15 protein-coding genes are annotated in these 15,021 nt (G+C 31.0%); 3 read left to right on the forward strand and 12 right to left on the reverse strand.

Translation table 11 applies throughout. The annotated features are described in order from the left end of the window. Positions 1-5: 5 nt before the first annotated feature. Complete coding sequence (locus tag ACE193_RS12715; protein WP_375558611.1) at positions 6-1,766, reverse strand: hypothetical protein; 1,761 nt, start codon at positions 1,764-1,766, stop codon at positions 6-8. A gap of 60 nt (positions 1,767-1,826) precedes the next feature. Here ACE193_RS12715 and ACE193_RS12720 point away from each other — a divergent pair, with 60 nt between their 5' ends. Beyond that, on the forward strand, positions 1,827-3,014 hold the full coding sequence (locus tag ACE193_RS12720) for an ISL3 family transposase (protein WP_375558606.1): 1,188 nt from the start codon (positions 1,827-1,829) through the stop codon (positions 3,012-3,014). A gap of 41 nt (positions 3,015-3,055) precedes the next feature. Here ACE193_RS12720 and ACE193_RS12725 read toward each other — a convergent pair whose 3' ends face one another. The 5 genes from ACE193_RS12725 to accD form a co-directional block, all read right to left on the reverse strand. Then, the gene (locus ACE193_RS12725) at positions 3,056-3,823 is read right to left on the reverse strand and encodes a tetratricopeptide repeat protein (RefSeq protein ID WP_375558612.1); all 768 of its coding nucleotides are present in this window, start codon (positions 3,821-3,823) and stop codon (positions 3,056-3,058) included. A gap of 53 nt (positions 3,824-3,876) precedes the next feature. After that, on the reverse strand, positions 3,877-5,106 hold the full coding sequence (locus ACE193_RS12730) for a CapA family protein (RefSeq protein WP_375558613.1): 1,230 nt from the start codon (positions 5,104-5,106) through the stop codon (positions 3,877-3,879). Continuing rightward, the gene (locus ACE193_RS12735; RefSeq protein ID WP_375558614.1) at positions 5,107-5,376 is read right to left on the reverse strand and encodes a DUF3098 domain-containing protein; all 270 of its coding nucleotides are present in this window, start codon (positions 5,374-5,376) and stop codon (positions 5,107-5,109) included. A gap of 82 nt (positions 5,377-5,458) precedes the next feature. Then, positions 5,459-6,352 (reverse strand): bifunctional 5,10-methylenetetrahydrofolate dehydrogenase/5,10-methenyltetrahydrofolate cyclohydrolase, encoded by an 894-nt coding sequence (locus ACE193_RS12740; protein WP_375558615.1) that lies wholly within the window; start codon positions 6,350-6,352, stop codon positions 5,459-5,461. 153 nt (positions 6,353-6,505) lie between these two features. After that, a complete protein-coding gene (accD, locus tag ACE193_RS12745; RefSeq protein ID WP_375558616.1) occupies positions 6,506-7,360 on the reverse strand; it encodes an acetyl-CoA carboxylase, carboxyltransferase subunit beta in 855 nt (284 codons plus the stop codon). Between the two features lie 450 nt (positions 7,361-7,810). Here accD and ACE193_RS12750 point away from each other — a divergent pair, with 450 nt between their 5' ends. Beyond that, a complete protein-coding gene (locus ACE193_RS12750; protein WP_375558617.1) occupies positions 7,811-9,217 on the forward strand; it encodes a 4Fe-4S dicluster domain-containing protein in 1,407 nt (468 codons plus the stop codon). A gap of 156 nt (positions 9,218-9,373) precedes the next feature. After that, the gene (locus ACE193_RS12755) at positions 9,374-10,168 is read left to right on the forward strand and encodes a (Fe-S)-binding protein (RefSeq protein ID WP_375558618.1); all 795 of its coding nucleotides are present in this window, start codon (positions 9,374-9,376) and stop codon (positions 10,166-10,168) included. A gap of 173 nt (positions 10,169-10,341) precedes the next feature. Here the strand turns inward: ACE193_RS12755 and ACE193_RS12760 are convergent, their stop codons facing one another. The 6 genes from ACE193_RS12760 to rpmB form a co-directional block, all read right to left on the reverse strand. After that, positions 10,342-10,782, reverse strand: coding sequence for a transposase family protein (locus tag ACE193_RS12760; RefSeq protein ID WP_375558619.1), 441 nt, complete (start codon positions 10,780-10,782; stop codon positions 10,342-10,344). Continuing rightward, entirely contained in the window at positions 10,736-11,278 is a 543-nt protein-coding gene (locus ACE193_RS12765) for a transposase family protein (RefSeq protein WP_375558620.1), read from the reverse strand. The genes ACE193_RS12760 and ACE193_RS12765 overlap by 47 nt, the downstream gene beginning before the upstream one ends. A gap of 843 nt (positions 11,279-12,121) precedes the next feature. Further along, on the reverse strand, positions 12,122-13,081 hold the full coding sequence (ftsY, locus tag ACE193_RS12770) for a signal recognition particle-docking protein FtsY (protein WP_375558621.1): 960 nt from the start codon (positions 13,079-13,081) through the stop codon (positions 12,122-12,124). 312 nt (positions 13,082-13,393) lie between these two features. Then, positions 13,394-13,552 carry a DUF4295 domain-containing protein gene (locus ACE193_RS12775; protein ID WP_338793718.1) on the reverse strand — a complete coding sequence of 53 codons (159 nt, stop codon included), beginning with the start codon at positions 13,550-13,552 and terminating at the stop codon, positions 13,394-13,396. An 83-nt stretch (positions 13,553-13,635) separates the two neighbouring features. Next, on the reverse strand, positions 13,636-13,818 hold the full coding sequence (gene rpmG / locus ACE193_RS12780; protein WP_338760108.1) for a 50S ribosomal protein L33: 183 nt from the start codon (positions 13,816-13,818) through the stop codon (positions 13,636-13,638). Between the two features lie 199 nt (positions 13,819-14,017). After that, positions 14,018-14,284 carry a 50S ribosomal protein L28 gene (gene rpmB, locus ACE193_RS12785; protein ID WP_338793717.1) on the reverse strand — a complete coding sequence of 89 codons (267 nt, stop codon included), beginning with the start codon at positions 14,282-14,284 and terminating at the stop codon, positions 14,018-14,020. Between the last annotated feature and the right edge of the window lie 737 nt (positions 14,285-15,021).

Genomic DNA, 15,021 nt, shown 5'->3' on the forward strand with positions numbered 1-15,021 from the left:
AAAAATCAAAACTCATACAAACGCTGTCCAATATTCAGACGCAAACCCACTGAAAAAACAGTCGAACTCAAATCCCTTGCTACAAGCGCAGAAGTTTTGTTTCTCTGAATGACATCAGCATCTAAAAAAAGATTGTGATAAAGTTGATAAGTTGCTGTAAAACGACCGAATAGAATACTTGTTTCTATGCCTTGTCCGATTGTATTTCCGTATTCATTCGTATCATCTACATCTACATTTGAGATAAGAAGATTACTTCCCCAGTTGCTACCATTCGAATCTTCTCCTGTTTGTGCATAAATCAATTTTCCTGTAATATTGAGCCTCGGTATAGGTTGATAACGCAAAATGCCTAAAAACTCCATAAAATTAGCTCCCAATGGATGAGCAAGTGGCTGTCTGTAATGCACAAAATTAGAAAGCTGCTCATCAGAAGAGTGTGTATAAGTATAAGGACGAACAATATTTGTTTCTAATTGCAAATCTAAGTTTTTAATACTAGCAAAATCAATATAATTCAAACCCAACTGAATGCCATATTTATTTCCCCACCAACCATTATTATCTATCAGCTCGCCTATTTTCAATTCATCAAGAACAAATTGTCCATATAATTGAAAATCCTTCAAAACAAGCCATTTAAAATCTGCTCCCACAAGTGCATTATCCACACTACCAATTCCTTGCTCAACAGCACGATAAAAAATAAAAGGGTTGAGATACGTCAAATCAAAAGTATCATTTTTTCCTTGGTCTTTACGTCCATACGCAACACTCTCAAATACACCTAAATTAAATTTCTTAGAAAAATCAATACTCAAATGATGATAGATAACATATTTTTTTGGGTATAAAGTATTTGCACGCTGTACATCAGCCACCATTTGTGTATAAAGATTGGTATAATTGATTTTCCAAAATTTGGTTTGAAGTTTCAAGAATAAATGAGGAGCTGCAAAATCTGACAAAACAAGTGAACGATACCCATTTCCAATAAAATTTTTATCCTGTCCAAATTGTACATCAACTACTTTTGCTACATTAAAAGTAATATATCCTGTTGCTCTCAAAAAATCTACACCATTTTCTTTAAATGGTTTTGCAAAGGCTTCATTCGGTACTACAAAATTTTCTAAGGCACGATTAGGGCTAAGTGAATCAATTACATTCTGAACATAACGAGGAAAAACAGCCTGCGTTTCGGTTACAGAAGCATAAAAACCTATGCGACGAGCAACAACCCCATGAATTTCTGCACCTCTGGTATTCAAAGTTAGTAGTTCATCTCTAGTATTATCTTGTCCTACTCCTAGATGTAGTATTGGGTTTGCACGAATGACAAAATCTAATGCTCCTTTTTCCAATTTCATGTCATAATTATCATTCAGAAAAGAAAGAAAGTCAGGTTTTCTTTTATAAAAATATTTCAAAATTCCTTTCTGTTTTACACTGTCTTTTTTGGTAAATTCATAATTATCTGTCAGTAAATAATTGATGTTGAATTTATCAGATTGAGAATAATTCTTTGTACTATCCAATGCCAAAGAATCTGCGAAAAGCGCAATATTGTAACGAGAAAGTGGAAGTGTAGAGCTATGAAATGGCTTAAAAAATTTACCTCTTTTTATTTCATAGCGTTTCAAAATATGATAATAATCACTTTGATAAGGAACAAAACTAGAAGTATTGGTTTGGGCAAAACTGTTTTGAGTAATAAATAAAAAACTCAATAGTACAATCAGAAAAAGGGGAAGGTAAATCTTCATTAGATTAATTATTTTGGTTCTTCCGACAATTTAGCGATAATTTCTTAATTTAGCCTTTCTATGGATACTAACACAATAGCAATTTTATTAGGTTTTTCAGATTTTTCAGTAACGAAAATAGAATCTTCTCCACTTCGCTTAACTATTTATGGAGAAAGTAATTTAGCCGATTCTATTTGTCCTAATTGCTTGAAAAAGTGCAATAAAGTGACTTCTACTTCAGAACGTATTGTTCGTGACCGAAATATTTTAGACAAAGAGGTTTATTTACACTTAACTTCTCGTCAATTTCATTGTCAAGATTGTACTCGTTACTTTCAAGAAGTTTTTAGTTTTGTTTCTAAGCAAAAAAATCAAACTCATCGTTTGGAAAAATATCTTTATTTATGTTTGAAAGATAGCAGTTTCAAAGAAGTAGCTATCCGAGAAAACATACTTTGGGATGTTTTAGATGGTATTTTTAAAACCTATAGTAAACGTGAGATAAAAAAACACCTAGATTATTTTCCTCGACGTTTAGGTATTGATGAATTTGCTTACAAAAAAGGAAAAAAGGAATATGCTGTTGTTTTAGTAGATTTAGATACAGGTCAAGTTTGGGATATTTTAGAATACCGTAATAAAGAGTATTTAAAAGCCTATTTTTTATCCAAAGGCGAAGTTTTTTGTACTAGTATAGAAGTATTTTCTTGTGATATGTGGGAGGGATTTTCAAATACAGCAAAAGAAGTATTTCCTAACGCTGATGTAGTAATAGATCGCTTTCATTTTTTTCAGCATTGTAATAAAGTGCTAGATAGCATTCGTAAAGAATTACGACGAAAAGATGATAAAAACGTTCATTTCAAGCAAATAAAATGGCTTTTATACAAGGCATGGAAAGACCTTACTTATAAAGAAAGACGAGTTTTACTTAAAGCGTTTAGGTTTAGCTCAACGCTTAGACAGGTGTATTTTATGAAAGTGGAATTACAAAATATATTTAATACTGATTTGAGTAAACAAGAAGCTAAAAAACTACTAGACCAATGGATAGAAGAAGCTCAAAAAATAAATCATAAGGCTCTAAATAGATTTATAAATACGTTTAATTCTTGGAAAAATGATATTATTAATTTCTTCAAAGATAGATATTCTAACGGAATAGTAGAGGGAATTAATAATAAAATTAAGACCCTCAAAAGGAGTGGGTATGGGTTTAGAAACTTTCAAAATTTTAGATTGAGAATGATAGTCAAATTCATATAATCGCTAAAAAGTCGGAAGAGCCATTATTTTTTTATAAAATTCTATTTACAATGTTTTTTAATTAGTTCTTCTACTTCATTTTGGTCAGCTTCATTACCAAAGTCTTTATAGCCCAACTCATCAGCTTTGTTTAAGGCTTTGCAGGCTTTATCTAAATCCTTGATAGCAATATAATAGTAAGCTAAATGTTTGTAAGCATACGGATTAGTTGGGTCTAATTCTAAAGAAGTCATAATCATTTTTCGTCCTTCTTCATATTTTTTCAATTTAATCAAAGCAAGTCCTGCATTATTGTATGCATAAGGCTCTTTAGTATCTAGTTTAATCGTTTTTTCAGCTTCTTTAATCGCTTTTTTGTATTTTTTTACTCGCAGGTACTCATAGGTGAGTGTAGCTTGAGCTTCAAGAAGCTTATCATTATACTTTAGACTTTTTTTTAATTCTTTTATTGCTTTCTTATGGTTTCCTTGCTTTGAATATGTACGAGAATAAAGAAAGTGAATATCAGATAATAATTTTTTACGTATGGTTTTCTTTGATAAACTTAATGATTTATCCAAATTAATTAGCGTTTTCTCAAAATCATTTTTAGTATAATAAATGAAAGCAATTTCATAATAGATACCTGTATCTATAATATCTACTTTTGTCAAGAGACTTTCATAGAGCGTAATTATTTTATCATATTCTTTGATTTTTACCAAACTATCTACTTGCTTTTGTATTTCTCTAGCTTGTTCAGAGGATTTGATTTGAGCAAAACAATTTTGAAAAGAAAAAACTAATAATAAAACGAATAAATTTCTCATTATGATACTATTTATGAAATTAGATAAATTATAGCTTATAAAATCCCAAAAGTCTATTTTTTTTGAATCAAAAGACTGCTAAGATGTGATGAATCTTTTTTTATATATTCAAAACGAACACTTTTAGATAGATTTTGTAATTGATTTTCAAAGATAGCTTTTTCAACAGAATCTTTTTCTGAATCTGAGAAAAATTGAGGAACACAGTTTTTTATTTCTAATGGATAAACTAAAATACGATTTATCTTTTTACTTTGAATTTCAAATTCTAATAAAATACATCTATCTCTAAATTCTCCTTCTTGGTCAAAAACAAAATTACCCAAACTATAAAATACAGGTTTTTCGTTTACAAATTCTATGCTTTGAGTTACGTGTGGATGATGTCCGATAATGGCATCTGCACCTGCTAGAGTGAGCAAATGTGCTTCTTTTCGTTGTTCTGCTCTAGGTGAAAATTTATATTCTGTTCCCCAATGCAGTGAAATTATGATGATAGTTTGAGGTTCTTTTTGCTTTAATTGTTTTACTTTTTCTACTAATTCTTGTGTTCCCAACTGACAAATAGAAGGCTTTTCTTCCATTCTGTACCAATTTTCTAAAGGAACTCTGACGACAGAAAAAATAGCAATTTTAGTTTTTTCTTTATTACTTCCTTTTTCTATAAAAATAGGCTCACAACTTTCAGAATGTGTTTCTCCATATCCAATTCCTATAATTCCAGCTTTTTTTAAAGCATTAAAAGTATTTGAAAGTCCTTTTCTGTGGTGGTCGTTGGTGTGATTATTAGCTAAAAACAGATGTGTAAAACCTACTTTTTTGAGAGAATCAGCATAAGAACTCGGCGCACGAAAACTAAAACGCTTTGGGATAGGCGAACTTTCATTAGTAAGTGGACATTCTAAATTGGCTAGAATAAAATTATTTTCAGAATCATTATTAGACTGATATTCATCAAAAATAGGCTTCAAATTATCGAAGAGTGCAACAACTCCCTTTTTTTCTATTTCCACTCTCACTCCTCTGTCTAATAAAATATCTCCACCAAAAAGCAATTTGATAGGTTTGGAGTTAATTTCTTTTTTATCAGAATGAGGATTTTCTGTATTAGAATTTTGACAAGAAAAACAGAGAAATAAACCTAAAAATAAAATTACGAAGTATTTTTGTAAAATGTATTTGAAAAAAAAAACTTCATTTCTCTGTGAACTCTGTGTTTTAAAAATCTTCTGCCCTTGTTGGTGTTTTAGCACAGCGACACCAACAAGCAATAAATGATACATTTACTTTTTCTTTTTATAAAGAATAGCAAAAATTTCGAACATAAAACCAGCAAAAGTAACAATAGGACCTAGTGTAAGTCCCAAAAATCCGAAGCCGTGTTGAGCATCTTCCATTGCCATAATTGTAAAACCGAGAGTAATAATAATTACACCAGCAATCATCATGATATAATTGATTTTTTCGAAGGCAAAAGCAGGATTTTGTACAATTTCTATCTTTTCTGTCTTTTGAACAGGTTTTTTGTTAGGGTCAGGTTTTTGGTATTCCATTTTATATAAATTTAGAATTGAGATTTTAGAAATTAGAATTGAAAGCCAGAATGAGAAATAATAATTGAATTGTAATTTACTTCTAAATTCTAATTTTTGAATTCTGACTTTGTTTAGATGCTTGAAGCGTATTAAATAAAAGAGCTGTTACGGTCATTGGTCCTACTCCTCCTGGAACAGGTGTAATAAACGAACATTTAGGAGCTACTTCATCAAATTTTACATCTCCTTTGAGTGCAAAACCCGATTTTTTGCTTGCATCTGGAACTCGTGTAGTTCCTACATCAATAACGATTGCACCTTCTTTTACCATATCTGCTGTTACAAATTCAGGTTTTCCGATGGCTGCAATGATAATATCTGCTTGTAGTGAAATTTCTTTTAAATTTTTGGTTCTGCTATGTGTCAGTGTAACGGTACAGTTTCCTATTTTTTCGTTACGAGCTAACAAAATACTCATTGGCGAACCTACAATATTACTTCTACCAATAACAACAGCATGTTTTCCAGAAGTTTCTATATTATATTGTTCTAACAGTTTTACGATTCCGAAAGGTGTTGCAGGCAAATAACAAGGCAAACCCAAAACCATTTTACCAATATTAGAAGGATGAAAACCATCGACATCTTTTTCTGGTAAAATAGCTAATGTTATTTTATCAGCATCAATATGATTAGGTAGAGGAAGTTGAACAATAAAACCATCAATATCATCATTTTGATTAAAATCTTCTACAATTTTCAATAATTCCTCTTCTGTAATGGTAGCAGGAAGATTTTTGAGAGTAGAAGCAAAACCAATTTGTTCGCATGATTTAACTTTATTAGCTACATAAGTCTGACTAGCTCCGTCTTCGCCTACTAAAATAGCTGCAAGATGAGGTGTTTTGAATCCTTTTTCTTTGCGTGCTGCTACTTCAATAGCAAGTTCTTTTTTGAGAAGTTCGGCTGTATTTTTTCCGTCTATTAATTGCATATAGTTGGGTAGGAATTTCTTCTTAGATAAGAATTAAGTGTTAAATATGGGTGTAGTGCAAAAAGTATGATAGGTATTTTGTCTTTGGATAAGAACACCAACAACTACTATTTTTTTTATTTAAAAAAAATAGTTTGTCTCACCTTATTTTAGTTAATTTTTGGAAGGGTTTATCCAAATCATTTTTAAGAGTGAAGTCAATTTAGATTTTAATTCTCTTCTATCAACAATGAAATCTAAAAATCCATGTTCTTGTACAAATTCTGCTGTTTGAAACCCTTTAGGAAGGTCTTTTCCGATAGTTTCACGAATTACTCTAGGACCAGCAAAACCAATAAGTGAATTGGGTTCAGCAATATTAAAATCTCCTAACATAGCAAAACTTGCTGTTACTCCTCCTGTTGTTGGATTGGTAAGAAGAGAAATATAAGGAATTTTGGCTTCTGAAAGTAGAGCTAATTTAGCTGAAGTTTTTGCCATTTGCATAAGTGAAAAACCTGCCTCCATCATACGTGCACCACCTGATTGTGAAATGACAAGTAAAGGAATTCGGTTTTCAAGGCAATAATCAGCAGCACGAGCAATTTTTTCTCCTACGACTGCACCCATAGAGCCTCCAATGTATTTAAAATTCATGGCTGTTACCATAAAATCAATTCCATTCATTTTGCCATACGCACTTTGGGCCGCTTCATTTACGCCTGATTTTGCATTGGCTTCATTGATACGTTGTTCATACGTTTTGGTATCCTTGAAACTTAGAGGGTTTAGAGGAGTAAGATTTGTATTTATCTCTGTGTAATTACCCTCATCAAATAAAATCTCAAAATATTGTGTTGGAGTGATAGTTAAGTGATAATTGTCATCTGGACAAACCCAATTATTTTCTCTCAATTCCTTTTTGAGAATAATTGTTCCACTTGGTGTTTTGAACCACATATTTGGAGAATCACGCTTTTCGTTTGTAGGCGTAGTAATATTTTTGCTTTTTCGATGAAACCAAGACATAGTAGGGTAATTTTTTAGTTGAATGATTACAGGGAATCGAAAGACAAAGTTAAACAATTCTACCTAAAAATAAATCTTTCAAAAATAGAATATCTTTATAGTCAGTAAAATCATTTTTTGTATTGATTTTTTACACCAAACTAAATGTTTTTTTATGGAGCTTTGAAGATTACAGAAAAATAGAATCATTCTAAATTACCTTAAAATCCCATCAATTCTATCTTTAAATTATCAAAATCAGGACTTTCTTTGCAAATTTGTTATGCAAACCGACTAAATTTGTTGTTTCGCTCTATTTATTGTCTTTACAATTCTTTATATTTCATTTCTTAGGAAAGCTGTCAGATTTATTCTAGTGTTTAGAATTCAGTTTTTAAACAAAAATTAGAACAAGAAATTAAGACAATAACTACACATTAAATTAGATATTCATTATATAGCCCTTTTTTTATGCAACAACTCGAAATTTTTACTTCCATTTTTCAAATTATGTTCTTCGTTGCAGCCCTTTTGGTTACAGCAGGCATAATTTTCAGTCGTTATAAATATATTCGACGCAATATCGAATTAGGTAAGTCTTGGAAAGGGGAACATAATCCTGCCGAACGTTTACGTTTGATGATTTTGATTGCCTTCGGACAGAAAAAAATGTTTGCACGTCCAACTATAGGATTGATGCACTTTGTCATTTATGCAGGTTTTCTTTTGATTAATATCGAAATCTTAGAAATTGTCATTGATGGCATTACAGGGCATCACCGTATTTTTTCTCCTTTATTTGGAGCGACCATTTATCAAATTTTAGTTGGCTTTTTTGAGCTAATGGCATTAGGTGTTTTGGTAACTTGTGTTATTTTCTTGATTCGTAGAAACATAATTAAAGTAGAGCGTTTTGATAAACCTGAAATGAAAGGCTGGGCGCATCTTGATGCTAATCTTATTCTTATTTTTGAGATTGTATTGATGTTTTTTCTATTTACAATGAATGCAACAGATTCAATCCTACAAGAACAAGCGTATAATTTAGCAAAAGAAGGCTTCCCTTTGGGAGACACTGCACATTATAAAGTTTTTGATACGCCTCTACGTTTCTTGGTAAGTCAAGTACTTATTCCACTTTATGATGGACTTACAACAACTCAACTTGTCTTGTTAGAACGTGCTGCTTGGTGGTTTCATATTATCGGAATTATGGGTTTTGCTGTTTATGTAACTTACTCAAAGCACCTTCATATTTTCCTTGCTTTCCCAAATGTTTACTTTACTCGTTTGAAACCTGCTGGAGAAATGAATAATATGCCTTCTATTACTAAAGAAGTCAAAATTACAATGGGAATGGAAGAACCAGCAGCAGATGCAGGTATGGAAGACGAAATTCCTTCATTCGGAGCAAAAGATGTTACTGATTTGACATGGAGAAATATTTTAGATGCTTATACATGTACACAATGTGGACGTTGTACAGATGTTTGTCCTGCAAATATGACAGGTAAAAAATTATCTCCTCGTAAGATTGTCATGAATGTTCGTCAGCGTGCTGATGAAATTGGACAACGTATGGATGAAATGGGCGAGTATTACAAACCAGATGACAAAATGTTGTATGGCGATTATGTAAGCAAAGAAGAACTGATGGCATGTACTTCGTGTAATGCGTGTGTAGATGCTTGTCCTGTAAATATTAATCCATTAGAGCCAATTTTAGAAATGCGTCGTTATGTAGCCATGGAAGAAGCTGATGTTCCTGATGCGTGGAAAGCAATGCTTACAAATGTAGGAAATAATGGTGCGCCTTGGGCGTTTGCGCCAACAGAGCGTTTTAAATGGGCTGATGAATTGAAAAACAGTAACCAGTAAGTAGTTACCAGTAATCAGTTAATGCAATTTCTAGTAAAATTAAAACTTTGTCAATAGTCAGTAATCTGACTTTGACAATAGTTTCTAAAAATAAAGATTTAATCAAGACCCTAAGGGTTTTTAAAACCCTTAGGGTCTAAAAAAACATAAAAATATATGAGCGAAGAAACATTAAAAATTCCTACAATGGCAGAAATGACTGCTGAAGGAAAATCTCCAGAAATATTATTTTGGGTAGGCTGTGCAGGTTCGTATGACGACCGTTATAAAGCTGTTACTCGTGCAATGATTCGTATTCTGAATAAAGCCAATATCAATTTTGCTGTTTTAGGAACGGAGGAAAGCTGTACTGGCGACCCTGCTCGTCGTGCTGGTGATGAGTTTACATTTCAGATGCAAGCAGCCATGAATATTGAAGTGTTGAATAATTACAATATCAAAAACATTGTTACGGCTTGTCCTCATTGTTTCAATACTTTGAAAAATGAATACCCAGAATTGGGTGGAAACTATGATGTTATTCATCATTCTCAGTATCTTCAAAAGCTAATCAACGAAGGTAAAGTAAAATTTGGAGGAGGAGAGTTTAAAGGAAAACGAATTACGTATCACGATTCTTGTTATTTGGGTCGTGCTAATGATATTTATGAAGCTCCTCGTGAAGTTTTGGAAAAACTAGATGCCGAACTTGTAGAAATGAAGCGTTGTAAGTCTAAAGGGCTTTGTTGTGGTGCAGGTGGAGCGCAAATGTTTAAAGATGCTGAAAAGGGCAAAAAAGAAGTCAATATCGAACGTGCAGAAGAAGCTGTCGCAGCTCGTCCAGATTATGTAGCTGTGGGTTGTCCTTTTTGCATGACAATGATGGGAGATGGAATCAAACACTTTAATAAAGAAAAAGAAATCAAGGTTTTAGACCTTTCTGAATTTATTGTGGGAGCGCAGGATTTGTAATTTTAGTATTTTTTAATTAAAAGACGAAGTACTCTTTATTTTCAAAATAAAGAGTACTTTTTTTATCTACATTGTTTTTTTCTATTCTATGTCTAAAAATAAAATTTTTGTGAATACATTTCTATTCAAATTATTGGTTGTTCTACGAAACTGACTTTATTTATTAGACTTTATTACGATAATTTTTGATAGGTTATTCTTGTCTTTACCCTTAAATTATGAATACCACACGCAATTTCCATGACTTGGTCTCTTACCTCTTCTCCCCACAATCGGATTTCATCTAAGACAATTCTAAGTCTTTTTACTCCTGCTATGCTGTGTTCTGCACGTACTCTACGACTAGACTTTTTACTATTTTCAGCCTTGTCCTGCTCCGATAATTCTTTTCCTCTAGGCTTTTTTTTGGGTTGCTCAATAAGGACACCTTTAGGTCTATGACCTTGATAACCAGTATCTTGATGAAGAATAGTTCCCTCAGGAAAGGTAATATCATCTTCTTCTAATAAACGTTTATCGTGTACTTTTCCTGTTTCTGTATCTCCTAAAAAAACTACCTCTTGATGTTTATCTGTAACTAAAGTATTTTTTATAGTGTGCTTTTTTTTTTCCACTATATACTTCTTTTTGAGCTTTGTAATCGGAGGGACGAGGAATTTCACGTTCGCTTCCATCTACCCATAACTCTAAGGCTTTACCTGCTTCTTCAACACGATCTGCAAGTTTTATTGTCCATTCCGATTCATTTCTTGCAGGCAATACATTAATTTTTCTTAAACTTTCTTTTAAAATGGGAAGAAGGCTGTTAATCCATTGATTAACTTTTCCTTGAGAAACATCAAAAGTAAGAGCTAAAGATTCCTGTAAAGGGTTGTTTTTCAAGTAGTAAAGGATAAAAAAAAGTTTCATTTCACTACCTTTTAGTTGTATTTTTGCGTGTTCTCGGAAGGTGGGCTTATTTCTAGCCTTTCCTTTGAGGTCATAATACATATAATGTTTTTCCCAAAGTGGAGAAAAAGTAGCTAATAACTCATCAAACTCTTTGATAGTCAAGCTAGTAAGAGCCATAAAAGGCTTTTCTTTTTTACGTAAGTTAGGTAAATCAATCATAAAGTAAGGATAAAATGACCGCTAATATAATAAAATTTACGTTTTAAAGTCTATTAAGTTAAAGTACCAACATAATTTTTAGGTATAATTTGATTTTGCTATAAAAGAGCTATTTCTAAATCAATTTCACAGACATGAGATAAGTATTAAAAACGGTCAAAGAATTAATTAATTAGATTGATTCTACATAATTTTCACAATGAAAAAACAACCCTTTCATTTTGAAAAGAAAGTAACCATAAAAATAGAATTAAAATAAAAAATAAAAAAATAATTTTCACCTAAAAACAACCTTAGATTATCAAATAAGGTAGTTTTGATAGTTTTTTAGAAAAGTTATTAAAAAAATAGTATAATTAATCTGAGTTGGCAAACAGATTGAATTATAGTAAATAAGTTTTACAAAAAGATGTAAAAAAGACATTTTAAATATTTACTCATCAAGATTTTTGTTTGTAGTTTCTTTTAGTAGCTACACTATTTTTATCAAAATCTTATTTTTTGTGAGTGTTTGTTTTGATTTCATACTAAAATCATAGCAAACTAAAATCCTAAGAAAATCTAGAAAGAAAGTCGTTAGTTAGTGTTCTGAAATAAAGAACAAATTTTTAGCAACTGATAATTTTTATACTTTCTTTTCAAAGATGACCAAGTCATTTGATTTTCTGAACAGTTTAAGTAGTAAGTAAAGTAAGTAAGTGGACAAAAAATACCTTTTCTATTTAGAAAAGGTTTTTTTATTCATTTTTTTGAAAAAAGTTAGATAAATCATTTAAAAAAAATCTTTACAAGGTCTTTCAATGCTTATTTTTGACTGTCAAGTTCTTATGAGAAATTTATTCCTTAACTTCTTGTAAAGAATGACTCTACAAATTCTTTTTTATTAAAAATCTGCAAATCTTCTACTTTTTCACCTACACCAATATATTTTACAGGAATTTTGAATTGGTCAGAAATTCCGATTACTACACCTCCCTTTGCTGTTCCATCCAATTTTGTGATGGCAAGTGAAGTTACTTTAGTAGCTTTGGTAAACTCCTGTGCTTGTAGAAAGGCATTTTGTCCTGTACTTCCATCCAAAACTAACATAACTTCGTGTGGTGCATCTGGAATATGTTTATCAATTACTTTGTGAACTTTTCCTAATTCGTTCATCAAATTTACCTTTGTATGTAAACGTCCAGCCGTATCAATGATTACAATATCTACACCTTGTCTAATTCCCTCTTCTACAGTTTCATAAGCGACAGTCGCAGGATGGACATTCATTCCTTTTGAAATAACAGGAACATCTATTCTACGTCCCCATTCGATAAGCTGATCAACAGCAGCAGCACGAAATGTATCAGCAGCACCTAGTAATACTTTTTTGCCAGATGCTTTATATTTGGCAGCCAGTTTTCCGATAGTGGTGGTTTTTCCTACTCCATTTACTCCCACAACTAACAAAACATAAGGTTTTATATTACTTGGAAGGTCATAATTTTCTACATCAGAAGAATTATTTTCTGCTAAAAGAGCAGCTATTTCTTCTCTCAAAATTTTATCTAGCTCACCTGTAGTAGTATATTTATCTTCAGCAACACGCTTTTCGATACGATTGATAATTTTGATAGTCGTTTCAACACCTACGTCAGAAGCAACTAAAATATTTTCAAGTTCGTCCAAAACATCGTCATCGACTTTTGATTTGCCTGCAATGGCTTTTCCAATTTTATCAAAAAAGTTAGATTTTGATTTTTCAAGACCTTTGTCTAGAGTTTGTTTTTGTTCTTTGGTAAAAAATTTCTTGAAAATAGACATACTGTTGTTCGAAATAGGTGGAGAAGAAGTGAGTTAAAACCAAAATACTAAAAGTTTTGATTTAGTATTGAAATACAAAAATACAGATTTGTATTCAGACTTTCCATACTCTTGGCTTAGAAAGTGATAAGAATAGAAAAGTATTTTAACAAAACTTTAGTAAAGTAAAGAAAATGAAAAAAAGCCCCTAAAAAACATTTCTGTAACGGGACTTTTTAGTCTTTTGCTTTGAGAAATACCATTGTAGGGACTATTGAAGTATTGATAAACTGAAAAGCTATTTTATAATTATTAAATTATAAAGAATAACATTTAGCTTTTACGGTTTAATACTTCTTGTACCATTTGTTCAGGAACGATTTCTTCCTTGAATGTATAAGCTCCAGTTTTTTCCGAACGAATAGTACGGATTACTTTAGCGTATTTTTGAGTACCTTCTTTTTTCAGGGTTGCTACTACTTTCTTAGCCATAATAGTTAAACTTAAATGAGTGAATACTAAATAGCTTGACTATCTAATATGATTAAAATTAATGAAAGATAAGATAATAAAAATTACTTAATCTCTCTGTGCATCGTATGTTTTTTAAGGATTGGGTTGTATTTTTTCAACTCCAAACGCTCAGTTACGTTTTTACGATTTTTTGTAGTGATATAACGAGAAGTACCAGGAACGCCAGACGTTTTGTGTTCCATACATTCCAAAATCACTTGTACTCGGTTGCCTTTCTTAGCCATGATAATAATAAATTAACTTCTGAAGTTTTCAAAATAAAAATTAGATGAAATTTCAAAAGTAGAGATGTAAAGTTATATTCTAAATTAAGATGCTTAAAACAAATTTTGCTTAAAAATTAGGACTATTTACCCTTAATTTTTACAATTTTGTTTTTTTTTAATAAAATATTAAAAAAATAAGCAAATCAAATTGTTGAGCCTATGCTTCTTGAGCAGGCTTTAAAAAACTTTTGTGCAAATGTCCTTTTGCTACTGCTTTACGCATTGTAGGAAGGATTCCGTTTTTACTGATAGTACGGATTGCAGAAGTAGAAACTTTCAAAGTAACGAAACGATCTTCTTCAGCGATATAAAAACGTTTTTTCTGCAAGTTTGGATAAAAACAACGTTTAGTTTTGTTGTTCGCATGAGAAACATTGTTTCCTGTTTGCGTTTTTTTGCCAGTGATGTCACACACTCGTGCCATAATGAATAAAATTTATAGTAAAACAAAAAATATTTATATTAATATGGTTTTTGTTTTTCTAAGTTGTAAATATAAATGAAATACGAGTTGTATTTTTGTTAATAAAAGAGAGAGAGTTTTTATAGAAAATGAATGCAAATTAATAGTAGAAAAACAGCTTTTAAGAAGTTGCATCGTATCTAAAAAGTTATTTATCTAGCAATTACTCAAACTCTTATCTATAATAATAATTAAGAATATTGAATTACAGATTTATTTATCTGAATTTAATTTGCTGAGAAGGCTCATTTTCAGTTCTTTACTCTTTTGAATAGAATTGCAAAGGTAAATCCTTTTTTTGTGAATTGCAATTATTAAAAAGAAAAATTCTTGCAGATTTTGCAATCTGTATAAAATTTATACAAAGATAAGTGTTTTTTAGAGTCTCTATGAAAATGAGTATATATGCTAGGTTAATCACATCTAAAAACGAAGGTTTTTGTATAAAAAAATAAAATTCTGAAATTTGTAGGAAAAAGCATGCCTTTTCTAAAAATAGTTATTCATTTATTTCATATAATTCCTATTGAACAGGAAAAGATACGTCTTTTCCTTACAAAACACCTAAATCAAGTGTGATTAACCACTTAGAGAATCAATTATTGATTTTTTTAGGTGCTTTTTTGTATATTGATTTTTCTATCAACTCTTCTAAAATTAAAAAAATATTAGAACAAACTACTCAATCTTCATGAACA

Source organism: Bernardetia aquimarina (genome assembly GCF_042180575.1).
In the GTDB taxonomy this organism is placed as follows: Bacteria; Bacteroidota; Bacteroidia; order Cytophagales; family Bernardetiaceae; genus Bernardetia.

Coding starts and splice junctions, on each gene's coding strand:
- ACE193_RS12715 (WP_375558611.1), bottom strand. CDS start 1,766: ATGAAGATTTACCTTCCCCTTTTTCTGATTGTACTATTGAGTTTTTTA.
- ACE193_RS12720 (WP_375558606.1), top strand. CDS start 1,827: ATGGATACTAACACAATAGCAATTTTATTAGGTTTTTCAGATTTTTCA.
- ACE193_RS12725 (WP_375558612.1), bottom strand. CDS start 3,823: ATGAGAAATTTATTCGTTTTATTATTAGTTTTTTCTTTTCAAAATTGT.
- ACE193_RS12730 (WP_375558613.1), bottom strand. CDS start 5,106: ATGTATCATTTATTGCTTGTTGGTGTCGCTGTGCTAAAACACCAACAA.
- ACE193_RS12735 (WP_375558614.1), bottom strand. CDS start 5,376: ATGGAATACCAAAAACCTGACCCTAACAAAAAACCTGTTCAAAAGACA.
- ACE193_RS12740 (WP_375558615.1), bottom strand. CDS start 6,352: ATGCAATTAATAGACGGAAAAAATACAGCCGAACTTCTCAAAAAAGAA.
- accD (WP_375558616.1), bottom strand. CDS start 7,360: ATGTCTTGGTTTCATCGAAAAAGCAAAAATATTACTACGCCTACAAAC.
- ACE193_RS12750 (WP_375558617.1), top strand. CDS start 7,811: ATGCAACAACTCGAAATTTTTACTTCCATTTTTCAAATTATGTTCTTC.
- ACE193_RS12755 (WP_375558618.1), top strand. CDS start 9,374: ATGAGCGAAGAAACATTAAAAATTCCTACAATGGCAGAAATGACTGCT.
- ACE193_RS12765 (WP_375558620.1), bottom strand. CDS start 11,278: ATGATTGATTTACCTAACTTACGTAAAAAAGAAAAGCCTTTTATGGCT.
- ftsY (WP_375558621.1), bottom strand. CDS start 13,081: ATGTCTATTTTCAAGAAATTTTTTACCAAAGAACAAAAACAAACTCTA.
- ACE193_RS12775 (WP_338793718.1), bottom strand. CDS start 13,552: ATGGCTAAGAAAGTAGTAGCAACCCTGAAAAAAGAAGGTACTCAAAAA.
- rpmG (WP_338760108.1), bottom strand. CDS start 13,818: ATGGCTAAGAAAGGCAACCGAGTACAAGTGATTTTGGAATGTATGGAA.
- rpmB (WP_338793717.1), bottom strand. CDS start 14,284: ATGGCACGAGTGTGTGACATCACTGGCAAAAAAACGCAAACAGGAAAC.